Genomic DNA, 18,046 nt, shown 5'->3' with positions numbered 1-18,046 from the left:
TGGCTGGCTTGGCGCTGCGCAGGCGCAGGCGGATGTGCAGCGTGCAGGCGATGAACAGCACCAGGCACAGCGCCACTTCGAGCAGCGCCAGCCAGTTGCCGGGCGCTCGGTCGCTCCAGGCGCGCACCACGCCTTCGGTGAAGTACAGCCACACCAGCAGGCTGACCCAGCGGTAGGTGTACATGCGGTTCTTCAGGAAGCCGGCGAGCGGAATGCACAGCGGCAGCGCCTTGAGCGCCAGCCACGAGCCGCCCGGGCGCAGCGGGGCCAGGAACAGCTCCCAGGCCAGGTTCAACGCGATCAGCGCCAGCAGGCTGGCCACGGCCACGCGGCGTGTGCTGTCCACCAGGGGGGCGGCGGTCGCCAGGGGCGTGGCAAGGGGGCCGGGGGTGGAGTTTTGGAGTGTCATGGCGGTGGCATCATAGCGAGCATGTCCTTGTCCCTACAGACGGCGGTGCAGCGGCTGGAGGCCCTGCTCGCCGACCTTTCGCGCTTTCCCTGGCAAACCACCGCCCAGACGCTGCGCGAGCGCTTTCGCGAGGACCGCCTCGGGCTCACGGCCAGCAGTCTGACCTTCACCACCGTGCTGGCGCTGGTGCCGTTCGTGACCGTGGCGCTGGCCGTGTTCACCGCGTTCCCGATCTTCGGCAAGGTGCAGGGCGGGCTGCAGCGCTGGCTGGTCGACAGCCTGGTGCCCGAGACCATCGCGCGCCAGGTGCTGGGCTACCTCACGCAGTTCGCGGCGCAGGCCAGCGGCCTGGGGGTGGCGGGCTTCAGCATCCTGCTGGCGACGGCGCTGGCGCTGATCCTCACGATCGACCGCACGCTCAACAACATCTGGCGCGTGCGCCGCCTGCGCCCGCTCGGCCAGCGCGTGCTGATCTACTGGGCCGCGATCACGCTGGGCCCGCTGGTGCTGGGCGCGAGCCTGGCGCTGTCGTCGTACGTGGTGTCGGCCTCGCGCGGCCTGGTGCAGACCTTGCCCGGCGGCGTGCGCCTGCTGTTCGACTCGATCGAGTTCCTGGTGCTGGCTGCCGGCATGGCGGGTCTCTACCACTACGTGCCCAACACCCTGGTGAAGTGGCGCCACGCCTGGGTGGGCGGCCTGTTCGTGGCCGTGGGCATGGAGCTGGCGAAGAAGGCGCTGGCCCTCTACATCAGCACGGTGCCGACCTACTCGGTGATGTACGGCGCCTTCGCCACGCTGCCGATCTTGCTGGTCTGGATCTACGTCGCCTGGGTCATCGTGCTGCTGGGCGCGGTGGTCACGGCCTACCTGCCGAGCCTGCTGGCGGGGGTGGCGCGGCGCGCCAGCGGCCAGGGCTGGCAGTTCCAACTGGCGGTCGAGGTGTTGCAGGAATTGCAGCGCGCGCGCCGCCACATCGGCAAAGGCCTGCGCGCCAGCCAGCTCGCGCAACTGCTGCGCGTGGACGTGCTGCCACTGGCGCCGGTGCTCGATGCGCTGACGGCGCTCGATTGGGTGGGGCGAACCAGCGACCTGGAACAGAGCGCTGCCGATGATTCCGAACCGCGCTATGTGCTGCTGGCCGATCCCGAAAGAACCCTGCTGGAGCCCTTGCTGCAGCGTCTGCTGCTGCTTCGCGCCGACAGCCTGGAGCCGCTGTGGGGCAGCGCCGGGCTGGCGCAACTGCATCTGTCGGATGTGCTTCAAAAAGAATAGCTGCTGACGCTTATGGGCAAAGCGCTGGATGGTGATTGAGCCACCGATGCGCCGTGTCAGGGTGCTGCGTCACCGCACCTTGGCGTGGCAGGCCCATCGCGGCACTGCGGAGGGCATCCACTGCCGTTTCCAAGAGCCACTGAAGGCCCTGCAGGTGGCGTCTGAACACCGGGGGTTCGGACTTGCAGGCAGCGCCTTGGAAAATTGAAAGGATGGGCCTGTTGAGCAGGTTCAGGTAAGTCAAGGTAACTCTTTATTCCAAATGGCGGACGGCCTTGCAGGCGGGGCAGCGTGGTGCTAAATCGCACCAGCGGTGAATTTCTCACGCAAGTGATCAGGAGTGCCGGTCGGCCTTTCTCCATCCTTTGTGCAGAGGGCGAATTCCGCTGCAGCGAAGGAGAAAGCCATGAAAAATCTGCAACCCACGCAGGCCGAGGCGCTGAAAGGGGGGCTTCAGGGAGTGGTCATTCTTCCGAATGACCTGGCCTACGACACCGCACGCAAGGTCTGGAACGCGATGATCGACAAGCACCCTGCCGCCATCGTCTGCTGCGCCACCACCGCCGATGTGGTCCATGCGGTGAATTTTGCGCGAGAGCAGGGCCTTCCACTCGCGGTGCGCGGCGGCGGGCACAACATTGCCGGCAGCGCACTGTGCGACGACGGTATCGTCATCGATCTTTCGCAGATGAAGGCCGCACAGGTCGATGCCGCCGCCCGCCGCATCACCATTGAGGGCGGTGCCACGCTGGCCGATTTCGATGCCGCCACCCAGGCCCACGGGCTGGCAACGCCGCTCGGCATCAACTCCACCACCGGCGTCGCCGGTCTCACGCTGGGCGGTGGCTTTGGCTGGCTCAGCCGCAAATACGGCATGAGCGTCGACAACCTGGAATCGGCCGAAGTGGTGACGGCGGCGGGCGAGGTGCTGCGCGCCAGTGCCACCGAGCATCCGGACCTGTTCTGGGCGTTGCGCGGCGGCAGCGGCAATTTCGGCGTGGTGACCCGTTTCGAGTTCGGGCTGCATCCCGTGGGCCCGAACCTGCTGGCGGGTCTGATCGTCTTTCCGATGGCCGAGGCAAAGCGGGTGCTGCAGCAGTACCGCGAATTCATGGACAAGGCGCCCGACGAACTGGCGGTGTGGGTGGTTCTGCGCAAGGCACCGCCGCTGCCGTTTCTGCCCGAAAGCGTCCACGGCCAGGAGGTCATCGTGCTGGCGCTGCTCTACACCGGCGACCCGGCGCAGGGGAAAACGCTGGTCGAGCCGCTGTACCGCTGGGGCACGCCGGCCGGCACCCACGTCGACGTGATGCCCTACGTGGCCTGGCAGAAAGCCTTTGACCCGCTGCTCGCGCCCGGCGCACGCAACTACTGGAAGTCGCACAATTTTTCGGAACTCAAGGACGGATTGTTCGATGCCGTACTCGACGCCATCGCCACCTTGCCATCGCCCCAATGCGAGATATTCTTTGGCGCCATTGGCGGCGCCACCACCCGGCCGGCGCCCGATGCCGCAGCCTATGCCCACCGCGATGCCCGCTACGTCATGAACGTGCACGGCCGCTGGGACGACCGGGCCGATGACGCGCGCTGCATCGGCTGGGCGCGCGACTTCTTCAAGGCGTCGGCGCCCTTTGCCAGCGGCGGTGTCTATGTCAACTTCCTGACCGACGACGAGAGCGACCGGGTGAAGGCGGCCTACGGCCAGAACTACGAGCGGCTGGCGCAGATCAAGCGCCAATACGACCCCGCCAACCTGTTCAGCACCAACCAGAACATCCGGCCCGCCTGACCGCAATCAGCGCGGTTGCAGTCCGGCAAAACTGTTTTTTGGATTCAACGGGCGGCAGGCTCATGCGTTCAAGAAGTCCCGAATGGCCATCAGCGTGCCGTCGGGCGCCTCGGTCATCTGGTGGTGGCCCACGGGCAGGCTGACCACCTGCACGCTCTTTCCGGCCGCGCGCGCGGCGGCGATCAGGCCCTGTGCGGCCTTGGGCGTGGTCATCTGGTCCTGCGCGCCGAGCACGAACAGCACGGGGCAGGCGATCTGCGCGATGGCGGCCTCGCCGTTGGCGTAGCTGTCGCAGGCCATGAAGCCGCGGTGGAACAGGTTGACCTGCGGGTTGCTGCGCAGCACGCGCCGGCCCAGGGCCAGCCCCGCGCCATAGACCCAGGCGCCCGCGCCCGACGGCGGGGCGAGCGTGCTGCGCGAGAACACGTTGACCATGCGCAGCGCCTTCTCGGGCGCATTCAGCGCCGCGTCGATGAGGGCCGGCGACACCTTCATCGGGAAGGCCGTGCCCACCAGCACGAGGTGGCTCGCGCGCGCGCCCAGGCGGGCCGCCGCCTCGAGCGCGATCAGCGAGCCCCAGCTGTGGCCCACGAGCGCGGCTTTGGGCACGCCCACGGCATCGAGCAGGGCGGCGACGAAATCGGCCGCCGCCTCGACGCTGGCCGGCGCCTCGCCTGCGCTGCGGCAGTGGCCGGGCAGGTCGACGGCGAGCACGTTCCAGCCGTGGTGGGCGAGGTAGCGGCTTTGCAGCGCCCAGACGCTGTGGTCATTGAGCACGCCGTGGACCAGCACCGCGGTGGGCTGGGCCGGATTGAAATCCTTGCCGCCGGTGTAGCAGTAGGCGGTGTGGCCGTGGACGTCGACGTACATCACGCACCTGCCTTTTCTGCCGCCTTCAGCGCGCGTTTCAGGTCGTCGATCAGGTCATCCGCATCCTCGAGCCCGATCGACAGGCGGATCGTGCCCTGCGTGATGCCGGCCGCGGCCAGCGCCGCGTCGTCCATGCGCGAGTGCGTGGTGCTGGCCGGGTGGATCACCAGGCTGCGGCAGTCGCCGACGTTGGCCAGGTGGCTGAAGACCTTGAGCGCCTCGATGAACTTCTGGCCCTGCGCGCGCGAGCCGGCGATGTCAAAGCTGAACACCGAGCCGGCGCCGCGCGGCAGCAGCTTTTGTGCCAGCAGGTGGCTCGGGTGCGACTCCAACATCGGATGGCCCACGCGCGCAACGAACGGCTGGCCGGCCAGGAATTCGACCACCTGCTGCGTGTTGCGCATGTGGCGCTCCATGCGCAGCGGCAGCGTCTCGATGCCCTGCAGGATCAGCCAGGCCGTGTGCGGGCTCATGCAGGCGCCGAAGTCGCGCAGGCCTTCGCGGCGCGCGCGCAGCAGGAAGGCGCCGACGGTGCTTTCCTCGCTGAACACCATGCCATGAAAGCCGCCGTAGGGCGCGCTGAGTTCGGGGAATTTGCCCGACCGGTCCCAGTCGAAGCTGCCGCCGTCGACCACGACGCCGCCGACCACCGTGCCGTGGCCCGACAAAAATTTGGTGGCCGAGTGGTAGACCAGGTCGGCGCCGTGCTCGAACGGCTTCATCAGCCAGGGCGAGGTCAGCGTCGAATCGACCAGCAACGGCACGCCGGCTTCGTGCGCGAGGGCGCTGACGGTGGGGATGTCGAGCACGTCCAGGCCCGGGTTGCCCACCGTCTCGCCAAAGAACAGCTTGGTCTGGGGGCGCACGGCGGCGCGCCAACCGTCGATGTCGCCGGGCTGCACGAAGGTGGTGTCGATGCCGAAGCGGCGCAGCGTGTAGTGCAGCAGGTTCTGCGAGCCGCCATACAGCGCCGTGCTGGCGACGATGTGGCTGCCCGCGCCCATGAGCGTGGCGATCGACAGGTGCAGCGCAGCCTGGCCGCTGGCCACCGCGATCGCGCCCACGCCGCCTTCGAGCGCCGCCACGCGCTGCTCCAGCACCGCGGTCGTCGGGTTGCTGATGCGGCTGTAGACGTGGCCGGGGCGCTCCAGGTTGAACAGCGAGGCCGCGTGCTCGCTCGACTCGAAGACGAACGAGGTCGTCAGGTGGATCGGCGTGGCGCGCGCGCCGGTGGCGGGGTCGGGGGCGGCGCCTGCGTGCAGGGCCAGCGTGTCAAAACCAGGGTCGGCGTAGCCGGGCATGAATGTCTCCAAGGTGGGGCGGCGAACGAAAAGCCGTGGCATTGTGGGCTATATTTCCCAGGCACCAGAACAGCGCCACCGCAGCGGCCCCGGAGAACACCATGAAAGTCAGCGACATCCTTCGCGTCAAGGGAAACACCCTCTACACCGTCACGCCCGACGAGCCGCTGGCCCATGCCGTCGATGTCATGGCAGACAAGGACATCGGCTCGCTCGTGGTCATGGAGCACGGCGACCTCGTGGGCATGCTGAGCTTCCGCGAGGTGATCCAGGCCGTGGTGAAGAACGGCGGCAGCCTGGGCACGCGGCTGGTGCGCTCGGCCATGGACGACCACCCCCTGACCTGCACCACCGAGACCGACATGGACGAGGTGCGCCGCATGATGCTCGACCGCCACGCGCGCTACATGCCGGTCATGGACAAGAAGATGCTGATGGGCGTGATCAGCTTCTACGACGTCGCCAAGGCCGTGGTGGACAGCCAGAACTTCGAGAACAAGATGCTCAAGGCCTACATCCGCGACTGGCCGGCCGAGGGTCAGAACGCCTCCACCTGATCCGTGGTTTCGGTAAAAAAAGGGCTGCAGCGCTTGCCAGGCAAGCGTCTGCAGCTATTTTTTTGGGAGTGACCGGTCTGCAGCCGAGGCCGCTGCCGCGGCGCCGCCGCTCGGGGATAATCACGGCCCATGAGCGGCAACACCTTTGGCACCCTTTTCACCGTCACCAACTTTGGTGAATCCCACGGACCGGCCATTGGCTGCGTGATCGACGGCTGCCCGCCCGGCATGGCCTTGTGCGAGGCCGACATCCAGGCCGACCTCGACCGCCGCCGCCCCGGCACGAGCCGGCACGTCACGCAGCGCAATGAGCCCGACGCGGTCGAGATCCTCTCGGGCGTGTACGAAGGCCAGACCACCGGCACGCCGATCGCGCTGCTGATCCGCAACACCGACCAGCGCAGCAAGGACTACAGCAACATCGCCGAGAGCTTTCGCCCCGGCCATGCCGACTACACCTACTTCCACAAGTACGGCATCCGCGACCCGCGCGGCGGCGGGCGGTCGTCCGCGCGCCTGACGGCGCCCACGGTGGCGGCCGGCGCTGTGGCCAAGAAATGGCTGGCGGAAAAGTTCGGTACGCAGCTGCGGGCCTGCATGGTGCAGATCGGCGAGCGCGCGATCCCGTTTGAGGGCTGGGAGCATGTGCCGCACAACCCGTTCTTCGCCCCCACGGCCGACGTGGCGCACCTGGAGGAGTACATGGATGCGCTGCGCAAGGCCCGCGACTCGTGCGGCGCGCGCATCCGCGTGCAGGCCACGGGCGTGCCCGTCGGCCTGGGCGAGCCGGTGTTCGACAAGCTCGATGCCGACATCGCCTACGCCATGATGGGCCTCAACGCCGTCAAGGGGGTGGAGATCGGCGCCGGCTTTGCCAGCGTGGCGCAGCGCGGCACCGAGCACGGCGATTCGCTCACGCCCGGGGGCTTCCGCAACAACAACGCGGGCGGCATGCTCGGCGGCATCAGCACGGGGCAGGACATCGAGGTGCAGATCGCGATCAAGCCGACCAGCTCCATCATCAGCCCGCGCGAGTCTATCGACATCCATGGCCAGTCCGTGCAGGTCGTCACCAAGGGGCGCCACGACCCGTGCGTGGGCATCCGCGCCGCGCCGATTGCCGAGGCGCTGCTGGCGCTGGTGCTGATGGACCACGCGCTGCGCCACCGGGCGCAGTGTGGCGACGTGCACGCCACGCTCGCGCCGATCAAGGCCTCGCTGCTGTAGCGCGGCGCCCGGGGCAGGGCGCTATAAAAATAGAGCTGCTGGCGTAGGCTGCATCAGGGCCTGAGGGCAAAAATACCCAATTTTAGGCGGCTAGCCTGCAGGCGGTCCGCCGGTTCGGGAGTGCGCCTCGCCCATGGAGCGGCGTGCACGCAGCCGCTGGGACTTGCGCCCGGCCGCAGGCGCAGCGCCGTCAGCGCACCTCGTCCACGAGCGTCTTGAATTCGTCGATGTCTTCGAAGCTGCGGTAGACGCTGGCGTAGCGCACGTAGGCCACCTTGTCGAGCTTCTTGAGTTCGCGCATCACCAGCTCGCCAATGCGGCTGGACGGGACCTCGCGCTGGCCCAGGTTGAGCAGCTTTTCTTCGATCCGCTCGATGGCGGAGTCGATCTGCGCGGTGCTCACAGGGCGCTTGCGCAGCGCGATACTGAACGAGCCCAGCAGCTTGGTGCGCGTGTATTCGGTGCGGCGCCCGTCCTTCTTGACGACGACGGGAAAGTTGACCTCGGGCCGTTCATAGGTCGTGAAGCGCTTCTCGCAGGCCCCGCACTGGCGGCGCCTGCGGATGAAGTCGCCGTCCTCGGACACCCGGGTCTCGACGACCTGCGTTTCCTGGTGGCTGCAAAACGGGCACTTCATGTCGGCGCTCCGTACAGCGCCCGGCCGCTCCCGGCCCGCGTCCGCTCCCGCAGCGGGAAGCGGCGGTGCGCGGCGGGGGGCAGGGGCGCGCCAGGCATGCTCAGCGGTAGACCGGGAAGCGCGCGGTCAGCGCGTTGACCTTGGCGCGCACGGCGGCGATGTGGGCTTCGTCGCGCGGGTTGTCGAGTACGTCGGCCAGCAGGTTGGCGGTCAGGCGCGCTTCCTCGTCCTTGAAGCCGCGCGTCGTCATCGCGGGCGTGCCCACGCGGATACCGCTGGTAACCATCGGCTTTTCTGGGTCGTTGGGGATGGCGTTCTTGTTGATCGTCATGTGGGCGTTGCCCAGCACGGCCTCGGCTTCCTTGCCGGTAATGCCCTTGGCGCGCAGGTCCACGAGCATGACGTGGCTTTCGGTGCGGCCGCTGACGATGCGCAAGCCGCGCTCGGTCAGCGTCTCGGCCATGGTCTGCGCGTTCTTCAGCACCTGCTGCTGGTACTGCTTGAACTCGGGTTGCAGCGCTTCCTTGAAGGCCACCGCCTTGGCCGCGATCACGTGCATCAGCGGGCCGCCCTGCAGGCCCGGGAAGATGGCGCTGTTGATGGCCTTTTCGTGCTCGGCCTTCATCAGGATGATGCCGCCGCGCGGGCCGCGCAGGCTCTTGTGCGTGGTCGAGGTGACGACGTCGGCGTGCGGCACTGGGTTCGGGTAGATGCCGGCGGCGATCAGGCCCGCGTAGTGCGCCATGTCGACCATGAAGATCGCGCCCACGTCCTTGGCCACCTTGGCAAAGCGGGCGAAGTCGATGCGCAGGCTGTAGGCCGATGCGCCGGCGATGATCAGCTTGGGCTTGGACTCGTGCGCCTTGCGCTCCATCGCGTCGTAGTCGAGCTCTTCCTTGTCGTTCAGGCCGTAGCTGACGACGTTGAACCACTTGCCGCTCATGTTCAGCGCCATGCCGTGCGTGAGGTGGCCGCCCTCGGCAAGACTCATGCCCATGATGGTGTCGCCGGGCTTGAGGAACGCGAGGAACACGGCTTCGTTGGCCGAGGCGCCGCAGTGCGGCTGCACATTGGCGGCGTCGGCGCCGAAGATCTGCTTGACGCGGTCGATGGCCAGCTGTTCGGCCACGTCGACGTATTCGCAGCCGCCGTAGTAGCGGCGGCCCGGGTAGCCTTCGGCATATTTGTTGGTGAGCTGCGAGCCCTGGGCCCACATGACGGCAGGAGAGGCGTAGTTTTCGCTGGCGATCAGCTCGATGTGGTGCTCTTGGCGCTGGTTTTCGCCCTGGATGGCGGCAAAGAGTTCGGGGTCGGTGTGCTCGACAAGAATATTGCGTTGGTACATGGTGGCAGTCCTGTGAACTGGTGTCCCTTGAAACAAGGGCTGCCCAGGCGAACGGCTGAATCACTCCAGGCCGGAGCCCACAGCGGCACGCTCCCCAGTGGTTTGCCAGAGGCCAAAGCCTCTGCGGGTTCCACGTCAGCGGCGGCGCATCCCGAGCGGGGCGCCGCGCCTATCGCCAGTCGCGTGCCGTGCAAGTGTAGCTGACAGACAGCCCGCCGGTCGGCACGGGCGGACGATGGCCTTGCTCAGAATGCCGACAGCAAGGCTACTTTTTCGCCCGTGCCGGCGGGCGCATTCTCGGGGCGCAGGGCCGCAGGAGGGGCAGCCGGCGCCGACGGTGCCGGTGTCGCGCTGGTTGCCAGCATGCGCGGCGGTGCTGCGGGCACGGCGCGCCCACCGGCCACCTGGCGCAGTCGCGCGTGTTCCGCCAGCACCTTGGCCGCGTAACCACCGTCGCTGGGCAGGTTGGCCGCACCGACGTAGTAGCGCAGGCCGCCTTCGACGGAGCCGGCGCGGGCGATGCATTCGAGCAGGACCTTCACGCCGACGCGCAGGTTCGTCACGGGGTCGAACGCGGCCAGCTGGCCGCCCACGTCTTCGTATTTGTCGGTGTGGATGCGCGTCATGACCTGCATCAGGCCTTGCGCTCCGACGGAACTCTGGGCGAACGGGTTGAAGCTCGACTCCACGGCCATGACGGCCAGGATCAAGGTGGGGTCGAGCTTGGCGCGGCCGCCGGTCTCGTAGGCTTCGGCGACCAGCAGGCTCAGCGGCTCGGGCGCCACGCGGTATTTCTTGCTCAGCCAGTAGGCCACTTTGGCCTGCTCCTTGGGCAGATCCTGCGGGTTGGCTGCCAGCACCCGTTCGCTCGGCTCGGGTTCGGACTCGGTGAGCGCACTCAGCGCGATGGCTTGGCGCGACTGCAACCAGCCCATGAGCTGTTCCTCTCCGCTCTGGCGCAGGTCGGGGCGTGCGACCAAGGTGATGGCCAAGAAGGCCACAGCCAAGCCCAGGAGGGCGAAGCTGTTGTGGGTAATTTCAAGAAAACCTGCGATCACGTCGGCGGCAATAGTGCGCAAGCCAGAGACCATATTTCCTGACGCTGTCATAGCTTTCCTTTCTGCGGCAGGGCCCGGAGAGACGATGCACCACCGAAGTGAAGCGGAATCCGGAGACCTTGCCTGGATTGGTACGCCATCAGATTCGTGTTCGGCGCGCAGCACCTGAAACACAGAATTGACTTAGCCGGATTCGGCAGCGGTTGGGGTTTGTACTAGCCCGTTTCGGGGCTGGCGGATTCTAGGAGTTCATTTAATAGCCCGTCAACACTGTTAACTTCTATTTTTATACAAAAAAAGAATATAAAAACTGTGTTTAAATGCAGTTTTTTGACGGGATGGCGTGCAAATGCCGGGAGAGGGCGCAGAAATTGCACGGCGGCGCAGTACGGAAAATTCAATCGCTTTTTTCACACAATTGACATCAATATTTGAGCCATCTGGGCATTTTTGCTATCGTTGGTTTGCCTGCTTTTGCGGGTATTGCTGAACGAATGCAGACTCGCCCGCCGACCGCATGCAGTGCGAAGGCTGTGGTGGAGAAGCTTCCTAAGCACCCTCGGGGGCAATACCTTGTCCCCTTGCTGCCCGGACTTCCTCTCCGTGCCGCAAACCCGATGGCAAAGACCGTTGTGTCAGCCGTCAGGCCCGGTGGGCTGGCTCTGCGCCGGTTCGCCGGGCTTTCTTGTTTAGCGAAAGTGGGGCACGCACTGCGCGTCTTCTGGTCCAATCTGGCATCTTGACTCACCGGGTTATTCCTGAAGGCTGGCGGCATGAACTTTCTGCACATCACGAGCCACCGCTGGGTGCGGCGCCTGGGCTGGGCGCTGGGGTGCCTTGTGCTGGTTTGGGCCGTGGGGTGGCTGGCCGTGCCTTCATTGGTGCGCAGTCAAGCGCAGAAGCTGGCGTCCGACAAGCTGGGTCGCCCGGTCACGATAGGCCGGGTCGATTTCGTGCCCTGGACGCTGGAGTTGAGCGTGTACGACCTCGCGGTGGCCGCCACCGATGGCGGCTCGCCCCAGCTGCACATTCAGCGCATCTATATAGATGCAGAGCTGCAGTCCCTGCTGCGCTTGGCGCCCGTGGCGGACGCGGTGCAGATCGATGGCCTGACCGTTCGGCTCGCGCAGCGGGCGCCGGGCCGCTACGACATCGACGACATCGTGGCGCGGCTTCAGCAGCAGGCCGATCCGCAGGCCGCGCCACCCCAGTTTGCGCTCTACAACATCGCGGTGCATGGCGGTTCGGTAGACTTCCAGGACGAAACCGTGGGGCGCACGCATGTGTTGCGAGGCCTGGAGCTGCAAATCCCCTTCTTGAGCAACCTGGCATCGCAACGCGAAGTCAAGGTGTCCCCGCACCTGGCGTTCACGCTCAATGGCAGTGCATTCGACTCGCAGGCCGAGGCCACGCCGTTCAGCGAGAGCCAGAAAGCAGAGGCCACGATCCGCCTGTCGGGGCTCGATCTGGCCCCCTACCTTCCCTATCTGCCCGCCAGCCTGCCGCTGCGCCTGCAGGCTGGCGTGGTGGACGCCGACCTGCGCCTGTCTTTCGTCCATGCCCCGAGCGCGGTGGTCAAGCTGGGGGGCCGCCTGCAGGCACGCAAGGTCCGTGTGACCGACACGCTGCAGCACGAACTGCTGTCCTTCGATGCCTTGGCGGTGGATGTGACCGACCTGCAGCCGCTCGCACGCATCGCACGCATCGGCGCCGTGCAGCTCGATGCGCCGCGCCTGGCGGTGCGCAAGGACCGCGCCGGGAAGATCAACCTGGACTGGGGTGGAGCGCACGCTGCAAATCCGCCATCCGCGGTGGCCAGCGTCACCCCCGCGCAGGCCGACTCCGGGGCTGGCGCTGCTGGCTGGCAATTGGCCGTGGCGCGCCTGGCCGTGCGGGGTGCGCAGGTGGATTGGCAGGACGACAGCCTGCCTGCACCGGCCAAGGTCGCGTTGCGGGGGCTGGAGCTGGATGTGTCGTCCGTGGCGCTGCCCTGGTCCAAGCCACTGCGGTTTTCTGGCCAGACGCAGGTGGCGGAAGGCGGCGCCGGGCCAACGGATGCGCGCGTGGTGTTCGAAGGCGAGGCGACAGATCGGCAGGCCAAGGTGGCAGCCTCGGTGCGTGCGCTGCCGCTCGCTTTGGCGGCGCCTTATCTGGGCCAGTGGATGGCGCCGCGCCTGCAGGGTGCGCTCGATGCGGACTTGGGCGTGGCCTGGAATGGCCCGGCGGTGGTCGCGCATGTGGCCCGGCTGACGCTCGACGGCGTGGCGCTTGCCTGTGCGCCGCGTTCCAGTTGTGCCGCTGGCGGCCCGCTGCCTGCGGGCATGGCGATGCGCGCAAAGGATTCGCTGGCCGAATTCCCACGGCTCCAGATCGCCGATGCCCAGGTGGACGTGGCACGGCGCACGGTGCGCGTGGGCCAGCTCGCGCTGACGCAACCGCGTCTGCGGCTGGAGCGCGGTGCCGACCACCGCTGGATGTTCGAGCACTGGCAGGCGGCGCACCCGGCCGCCCAGGGCGCGCGCCACCCGCAGACAGCTGCGGTGCAGGGCGCGCCGTGGAGTGTGCAACTGGCCGATGTGTCGGTGGACGGCGGTGCGCTGGCGTTTCGCGATGCAGCGCAGGCCACGCCCGTGGCGTTCCAGCTGTCTTCGCTGCAGATGCGGCTGAAGGACTTTGCCCCGCTGGCGCAGTCCGCACCGCCGTCGGCGCTGCGCCTGTCGGCGCGCTTGGGCGCGGGGCGCGCCGATCCGGGCCGTGTGGAGTACGAGGGTACGCTCGGTCTGGCTCCGCTGACCGCGCAGGGCAGGGTGCTGGCCACCCATGTGCCGCTGCATGCGTTCGAGCCCTATTTCGCCGAATCGCTCAATGTGGCCATCCGCCGTGCGGACGGCAGCTTCAAGGGGCAGGTGCACTATGCCCAGTCTGGCGCCGGCCCGCGCATCACCGTCCGGGGCGATGCCGCGCTCGACGAGGTGCGCGTTCGCATGGCGCAGGCGGCGGCGGCGACCGAGGCCAGAGCGAGCACGGCGCGCGGCCTGGGGGCAGGCGATGACGAGCTGTTGAATTGGAAGTCGCTGAGCGTGCGCGGCCTGCAGGTGGCGCTGGTGCCGGGGCGGCCGACCACGGTGGACGTCCGCGAGACCGCGCTGAGCGACTTCTTCGCCCGCGTCATCGTGCAGGAAAACGGACGCTTGAACCTGCAGGAGCTGGTGAAGAAGCCGAGCTCGGCCGAGTCTGCCCGCGGCGCTGCGGCCGCTGCACCCGACGGCCGGGGCGCGGAGCCGGTGGTTCGCATCGGCCCGCTCAAGCTCACGGGCGGCCAGGTCCATTTCGTGGACCATTTCATCAAGCCCAACTATTCGGCCGATCTCAGCGACCTCAGCGGCCAGCTCAGTGCGTTTTCTTCCGTCAAGCCTAGCGGCACCAGCGCTCCCGCGATGGCCGATCTGGAGTTGCGTGGTCGCGCCGAGGGCACGGCGTCCCTGGAAATCGTAGGCAAGCTCAACCCTCTGGTCGACCCCTTGGCGCTGGACATTCAGGGCCACATGCGCGATCTGGAGCTGCCGCCGCTGTCGCCCTACACCATCAAGTATGCGGGCCATGGGATCGAGCGCGGCAAGCTCAGCATGGATGTCGCTTACCAGGTCCTGCCCAACGGCCAGCTCACGGCCAGCAACAAGCTGGTGCTCAACCAGCTCACCTTTGGCGAACCCGTCGAAGGCGCGCCGGCCAGCCTGCCGGTGCGGCTGGCCGTGGCGCTGCTGGCCGACCGCAATGGGGTGATCGACCTGGACCTGCCGATCAGTGGCTCACTCAACGACCCGGCGTTCCGCCTCGGGCCGGTGATCTTCAAGGCCATCGGCAACCTGATTCTGAAGGCGGTGACGGCGCCGTTCTCGCTGCTCGCCCATGCCCTGGGCGGGGGCGGGGGCGAGTCGCCGAGCGCGGTCGCCTTCGCGCCGGGCAGCGCGCACCTCGACGACAGTGCGCGCCAGGCGCTCGACAAGGTGGCGCGCGCGCTGACCGACCGGCCGTCTCTGACCATGACCGTGGTGGGCGAGGCCAGTGCAGAGATGGAGCGCGATGCCTGGAAACGCGAGCGCCTGCAGCAGGCCCTGCTGGCTCAAAAGCGCCGCGCCGCGCAGCGCACGGGCCAGGCGGCAGAGACGGTGGCGGCCGTGGAGCCGCAGGAGTACCCGGCCCTGCTCAAGGAGCTGTACCGCCGCGCCGACATGCGCAAGCCGCGCAACCTGGTCGGCATGGCCAAAGACCTGCCGCAGGCCGAGATGGAGGCCATGCTTCTGGACAGCATGGCCGTGCCCGACGACGCCATGCGCGAACTGGCGCTGGCGCGCGGCGTGGCCGTGCGTGACTACCTGGCCTCGCGCCAGTTGCCGCTTGATCGCCTGTTCCTGGGCGCCGCCAAGACGCTGCCCCCGACACCCCAGTGGACGCCCCGTGCGGAGCTCACTCTGGCCCTGCATTGACGTGGGGAAGAGGCACAGATCAAATACCAGCGAAAATAGCCGTTTGGCCTACCATCCAGACGCTGAATCTCCGTAGCGATGGTGGCCGCGCCCGGGGCTGTTCCCGCGCGTCCGTTCCCGACTGAATCCATGTTTCCTTTTCTCTCCCGCAACACAATGTCCGACGCACCCGAAACCCATCCGGCCCCCGCCAAAACTCCCGAAGCGCACCCGCTCGACGCGCTGACCGGTGGCGCCTTTTCGGCCGCCACGTCGGGTGAGCGCGCCTCGCGCATCCGCGAATGGCTCACCACGCAGCCCGCGCCTGAGCAGTTGCAGGAAGTGTTCAAGGAGCTCAGCGGCCGCGACAAGGGCGCGGCCCGCGCGGTGCGCGAGCGCATCGACGAATTGCGCCGCGCCAAGAACCAGGAAGCCATCGCGGCCGAATGGGCCGACAAGGCCCAGGCACTGCTGGCCGCCTCCAAGCTCAACATTGCCGACGCCCTGGCCTGGCAGCGCGATGCGGCCAAAGCCGGCGCACCGCTGTCGCGCGAGCCGCTGTCGCTGCTCAAGGTGCAGCTGGCCGACCGCGTCAAGGTGATCGAAGACCTCCAGCACCGCGTGCAGGTGCAGCGCGAGGCCGCCGTGCTGCTGGCCCAGCGCATCGAAGTGCTGTCGACCAAGTCCTGGCGCGATGCGCAGGCAGCGCTGGAGGTGCTGCGCGCCGACGTGCAGCACTGGCAAGACCAGGCCGAGGCCCTCTCGGGCGATCCCAGCTGGGCCAGCGTGGAAGCGCGCTTTCCGCCGCTGCTCGATGCGTCGCGCACGCAGCTGCTCGTGGTCTGGGATGCCTTCCAGCCCGCCGTGGCCCAGGCCGTGGCGGCGGCAGAAGACGCCCAGGCCGCGCTGCCGCCCGTGCCCGTGTGGGCCGATGAACTGCGCATCGCCCGCGGCGTGCCTGTCGAAGCGCCCGCTGCGGTCGAACGCCCGGCCCGTGCGCCCAAACCCAAGGCCGACCCGGCCGTGGTTGCCAAGGCCGGGCAAGCCGTGCGCGACGCGCTGGCCAAGCTGGAGCAGGAAACGGCCGAAGGCCATGGCAAGGCCAGCGTGGGCGCGGCGGCGGCGCTGCGCGGCGTGCTCAAGGAGCATGGCCGGCACATCGACGCAGCGCTCGAACAACAGGTGCATGCCGCGCTGGTGGCGGCCGGTGAGCTCGAAGGCTGGCAGCGCTGGAGCGCGGACCAGGTGCGCGAGGAGTTGGTGGCCAAGGCCGAGGCCCTGCTCAAGCGCCCTGAGGGCCAGTCGCTTGGCGGGCGCAAGATGCAGGAAACGCTGCGCCAGCTGCGCGAGCAATGGAAGCAGGCCGACCAGGGCGGTACGCCCAACCATGGCCTGTGGAAGAAATTCGATGAAGCCTGTAATGCCGCGCACAAGGTCGTGGAAGCCTGGCTCGACAAGGTGCGCACCGACGCCGCCGAGCACAAGGCGCAGCGCATGGCACTGATCGACGAGGTCAAGGCCTGGGCCGAGACCCCGGCCGCCTCGGGCGACTGGAAGGCCGTCAACCGGGCCCTGCACCAGTTTGGCGACCGCTGGCGCGCCGGCGGCCATGTCGGCGAAAAAATCTTTGCCGAGCTGCAGCCGCTGTGGAAGCAGGCCATTGCCGCCGCCGCCGCGCCGCTCGAAGCCGCGCAAAAGGACAGCCTGGCCCGCCGCCACGCCATGATCGAAGAGGCCGGCGCGCTGGGCGCCGCACCCACGCTGCGCATCGACGCCATTAAGGCCCTGCAGCAGCGCTGGCAGGCCGAGGCGCAAGGCGTGCCGCTGGACCGCAAGCACGAGCAAAAGCTCTGGGATGCCTTCCGCAAGCCCATCGACGAGGCCTTCAACCGCAAGACCGCCGAGCGCGAGAAGGGCGCGGGCGAACCCACGGCGCGCGACCGCGCCGTGCTTGATGCGGCCAAGGCGCTCGACGCGGCCAACGCCACGGGCGATGTCCAGCAGATTCGCGCTGCGATGGCGGCGCTTGAGGCCGCTCTGCGCGGCCAGGCGCAGGAGCGGGCAGAAGCCGATGCGAAGGAGAAATCCAAGCCGAATCAGACACCAGCGCCCGCCAGTGAAGCGCAGGCAGCTATCGAAACCGAAGTGGAATCCGCACCCGACGCCGAATCCGGTGCCGAGGCCCCGGCGGAGGGCGCGGCGCCTGCGCCCAAGCCTCTGGCACGTCCGGTCGTGGCGGTGCGGGGCGACGACCGCCCCGGCATGCGCAAGGAGGCTCCGGCAGCGCTGGGCCGTGGTGGCCGTCCCGGCGACCGGCGCGACGCCCGTCCGGGCCGCGATGCCGGCCGGCCCGACGCGCGCGGTCCGCGCGACGATATGCGCAGCGGCCGCTTTGGCGACCGCCCGGCTTACGAAGACCGCGGCCCGCGCCTCGGTGATGCGGCATTCCGGGCCCAGCGTGACGCCATGGAGCATGCGCAGCAGGCACTCAAGAAGCTCGCCGCCCAGGCCCACGGCGAGGCGCTGACGCAGCTGCTCACGGCGTGGGAAAAGCGCGACGCCGCATTGCTGCCATCGGCGCAGGAAATCGGTGGCCGCGTGACGCCCGCCGTGCGCGGTGCCTGGACGCAGGCGCTGGGCAAGGCGCCTGCGGGCGATGCCTCGCAAGCGCTGCTGCGGCTGGAAATTGCCGCCGAAGCGCCGACGCCGGCCGAGCACCTGTCGGCACGCCGCATGCTGCAATTGCAGCTGCTCACGCGCCGCAACGACCCGGCCCCCACCGAAACCTGGGGCCAGGACGCGGCCACGGTATTTGCCAGTGCGAGCGACGCCGCCAGCGCGCGCCGTCTGCAAAACGTGTTGAAGGCGCTGCTGCGCAAGCAGTGACACAGCCGCAGGCCCGCGTGAGCGGGMGTGCGTTCCCTGGGAGCGCTTGGCATGCCTKTCGAGCGTGCCCCGGGGTTTTGAGGGCGGCACGGACCAGAAAGCAAAAAAGCCGTTGCATRTGCAACGGCTTTTCAGTGTTTTGGTGCCCAGGAGAGGACTCGAACCTCCACGATGTTACTCGCTAGTACCTGAAACTAGTGCGTCTACCAATTCCGCCACCTGGGCA

12 protein-coding genes, 1 tRNA gene and 1 riboswitch are annotated in these 18,046 nt (G+C 68.0%); of the genes, 6 read left to right on the top strand and 7 right to left on the bottom strand.

Features of this window, described 5'->3' with window-relative positions; genetic code table 11:
• Positions 1-409, bottom strand: a 409-nt coding sequence (locus B2J89_RS00365) for a DUF2069 domain-containing protein (protein ID WP_169167244.1), incomplete at its 3' end; no start/stop codon positions are given.
• A 21-nt stretch (positions 410-430) separates the two neighbouring features.
• Between B2J89_RS00365 and B2J89_RS00360 the strand changes: the two genes are divergently transcribed.
• Both B2J89_RS00360 and B2J89_RS00355 read left to right on the top strand, forming a co-directional pair.
• Complete coding sequence (locus tag B2J89_RS00360; RefSeq protein ID WP_169167243.1) at positions 431-1,681, top strand: YihY family inner membrane protein; 1,251 nt, start codon at positions 431-433, stop codon at positions 1,679-1,681.
• A 406-nt stretch (positions 1,682-2,087) separates the two neighbouring features.
• Positions 2,088-3,473 carry an FAD-binding oxidoreductase gene (locus tag B2J89_RS00355; RefSeq protein ID WP_169167242.1) on the top strand — a complete coding sequence of 462 codons (1,386 nt, stop codon included), beginning with the start codon at positions 2,088-2,090 and terminating at the stop codon, positions 3,471-3,473.
• Positions 3,474-3,533: 60 nt separating this feature from the next.
• Here B2J89_RS00355 and B2J89_RS00350 read toward each other — a convergent pair whose 3' ends face one another.
• Positions 3,534-4,343: an alpha/beta fold hydrolase gene (locus tag B2J89_RS00350; protein WP_169167241.1), complete on the bottom strand. Its 810-nt coding sequence runs from the start codon at positions 4,341-4,343 to the stop codon at positions 3,534-3,536.
• Positions 4,343-5,644, bottom strand: a complete 1,302-nt coding sequence (locus B2J89_RS00345) for an O-acetylhomoserine aminocarboxypropyltransferase (protein ID WP_169167240.1) — start codon at positions 5,642-5,644, stop codon at positions 4,343-4,345. Before B2J89_RS00345 ends, B2J89_RS00350 begins: the two co-directional genes overlap by 1 nt.
• Positions 5,645-5,745: 101 nt before the next feature.
• Here B2J89_RS00345 and B2J89_RS00340 point away from each other — a divergent pair, with 101 nt between their 5' ends.
• Both B2J89_RS00340 and aroC read left to right on the top strand, forming a co-directional pair.
• Complete coding sequence (locus tag B2J89_RS00340) at positions 5,746-6,201, top strand: CBS domain-containing protein (RefSeq protein WP_169167239.1); 456 nt, start codon at positions 5,746-5,748, stop codon at positions 6,199-6,201.
• Between the two features lie 129 nt (positions 6,202-6,330).
• Entirely contained in the window at positions 6,331-7,428 is a 1,098-nt protein-coding gene (aroC, locus tag B2J89_RS00335; RefSeq protein WP_169167238.1) for a chorismate synthase, read from the top strand.
• A gap of 190 nt (positions 7,429-7,618) precedes the next feature.
• On the opposite strand, the gene nrdR is transcribed toward aroC, so the two are convergent.
• From nrdR to B2J89_RS00320, 3 genes are all read right to left on the bottom strand, one after another.
• On the bottom strand, positions 7,619-8,065 hold the full coding sequence (nrdR, locus tag B2J89_RS00330) for a transcriptional regulator NrdR (RefSeq protein WP_169167237.1): 447 nt from the start codon (positions 8,063-8,065) through the stop codon (positions 7,619-7,621).
• 100 nt (positions 8,066-8,165) lie between these two features.
• Positions 8,166-9,410 (bottom strand): serine hydroxymethyltransferase, encoded by a 1,245-nt coding sequence (gene glyA / locus B2J89_RS00325; RefSeq protein WP_169167236.1) that lies wholly within the window; start codon positions 9,408-9,410, stop codon positions 8,166-8,168.
• A gap of 34 nt (positions 9,411-9,444) precedes the next feature.
• Positions 9,445-9,603: riboswitch (ZMP/ZTP riboswitch) on the bottom strand.
• A gap of 52 nt (positions 9,604-9,655) precedes the next feature.
• The gene (locus B2J89_RS00320) at positions 9,656-10,519 is read right to left on the bottom strand and encodes a lytic transglycosylase domain-containing protein (protein WP_169167235.1); all 864 of its coding nucleotides are present in this window, start codon (positions 10,517-10,519) and stop codon (positions 9,656-9,658) included.
• 722 nt (positions 10,520-11,241) lie between these two features.
• Between B2J89_RS00320 and B2J89_RS00315 the strand changes: the two genes are divergently transcribed.
• The gene (locus B2J89_RS00315; RefSeq protein WP_169167234.1) at positions 11,242-14,955 is read left to right on the top strand and encodes a DUF748 domain-containing protein; all 3,714 of its coding nucleotides are present in this window, start codon (positions 11,242-11,244) and stop codon (positions 14,953-14,955) included.
• A 156-nt stretch (positions 14,956-15,111) separates the two neighbouring features.
• Complete coding sequence (locus tag B2J89_RS00310) at positions 15,112-17,820, top strand: DUF349 domain-containing protein (protein WP_240964664.1); 2,709 nt, start codon at positions 15,112-15,114, stop codon at positions 17,818-17,820.
• Positions 17,821-17,960: 140 nt separating this feature from the next.
• Here B2J89_RS00310 and B2J89_RS00305 read toward each other — a convergent pair.
• Positions 17,961-18,045: transfer RNA gene (locus tag B2J89_RS00305), tRNA-Leu, on the bottom strand.
• Position 18,046 lies beyond the last annotated feature (1 nt).

This window comes from Acidovorax sp. SRB_24 (genome assembly GCF_012931925.1).
Note: the sequence above shows the minus strand (reverse complement) of the source record. Positions and strands in the feature narration are given on the sequence as shown.

Excerpts from the sequence above, each read along its gene's own strand:
- B2J89_RS00360 (WP_169167243.1), top strand. The coding sequence starts at position 431 with ATGTCCTTGTCCCTACAGACGGCGGTGCAGCGGCTGGAGGCCCTGCTC.
- B2J89_RS00355 (WP_169167242.1), top strand. The coding sequence starts at position 2,088 with ATGAAAAATCTGCAACCCACGCAGGCCGAGGCGCTGAAAGGGGGGCTT.
- B2J89_RS00350 (WP_169167241.1), bottom strand. The coding sequence starts at position 4,343 with ATGTACGTCGACGTCCACGGCCACACCGCCTACTGCTACACCGGCGGC.
- B2J89_RS00345 (WP_169167240.1), bottom strand. The coding sequence starts at position 5,644 with ATGCCCGGCTACGCCGACCCTGGTTTTGACACGCTGGCCCTGCACGCA.
- B2J89_RS00340 (WP_169167239.1), top strand. The coding sequence starts at position 5,746 with ATGAAAGTCAGCGACATCCTTCGCGTCAAGGGAAACACCCTCTACACC.
- aroC (WP_169167238.1), top strand. The coding sequence starts at position 6,331 with ATGAGCGGCAACACCTTTGGCACCCTTTTCACCGTCACCAACTTTGGT.
- nrdR (WP_169167237.1), bottom strand. The coding sequence starts at position 8,065 with ATGAAGTGCCCGTTTTGCAGCCACCAGGAAACGCAGGTCGTCGAGACC.
- glyA (WP_169167236.1), bottom strand. The coding sequence starts at position 9,410 with ATGTACCAACGCAATATTCTTGTCGAGCACACCGACCCCGAACTCTTT.
- B2J89_RS00320 (WP_169167235.1), bottom strand. The coding sequence starts at position 10,519 with ATGACAGCGTCAGGAAATATGGTCTCTGGCTTGCGCACTATTGCCGCC.
- B2J89_RS00315 (WP_169167234.1), top strand. The coding sequence starts at position 11,242 with ATGAACTTTCTGCACATCACGAGCCACCGCTGGGTGCGGCGCCTGGGC.
- B2J89_RS00310 (WP_240964664.1), top strand. The coding sequence starts at position 15,112 with ATGTCCGACGCACCCGAAACCCATCCGGCCCCCGCCAAAACTCCCGAA.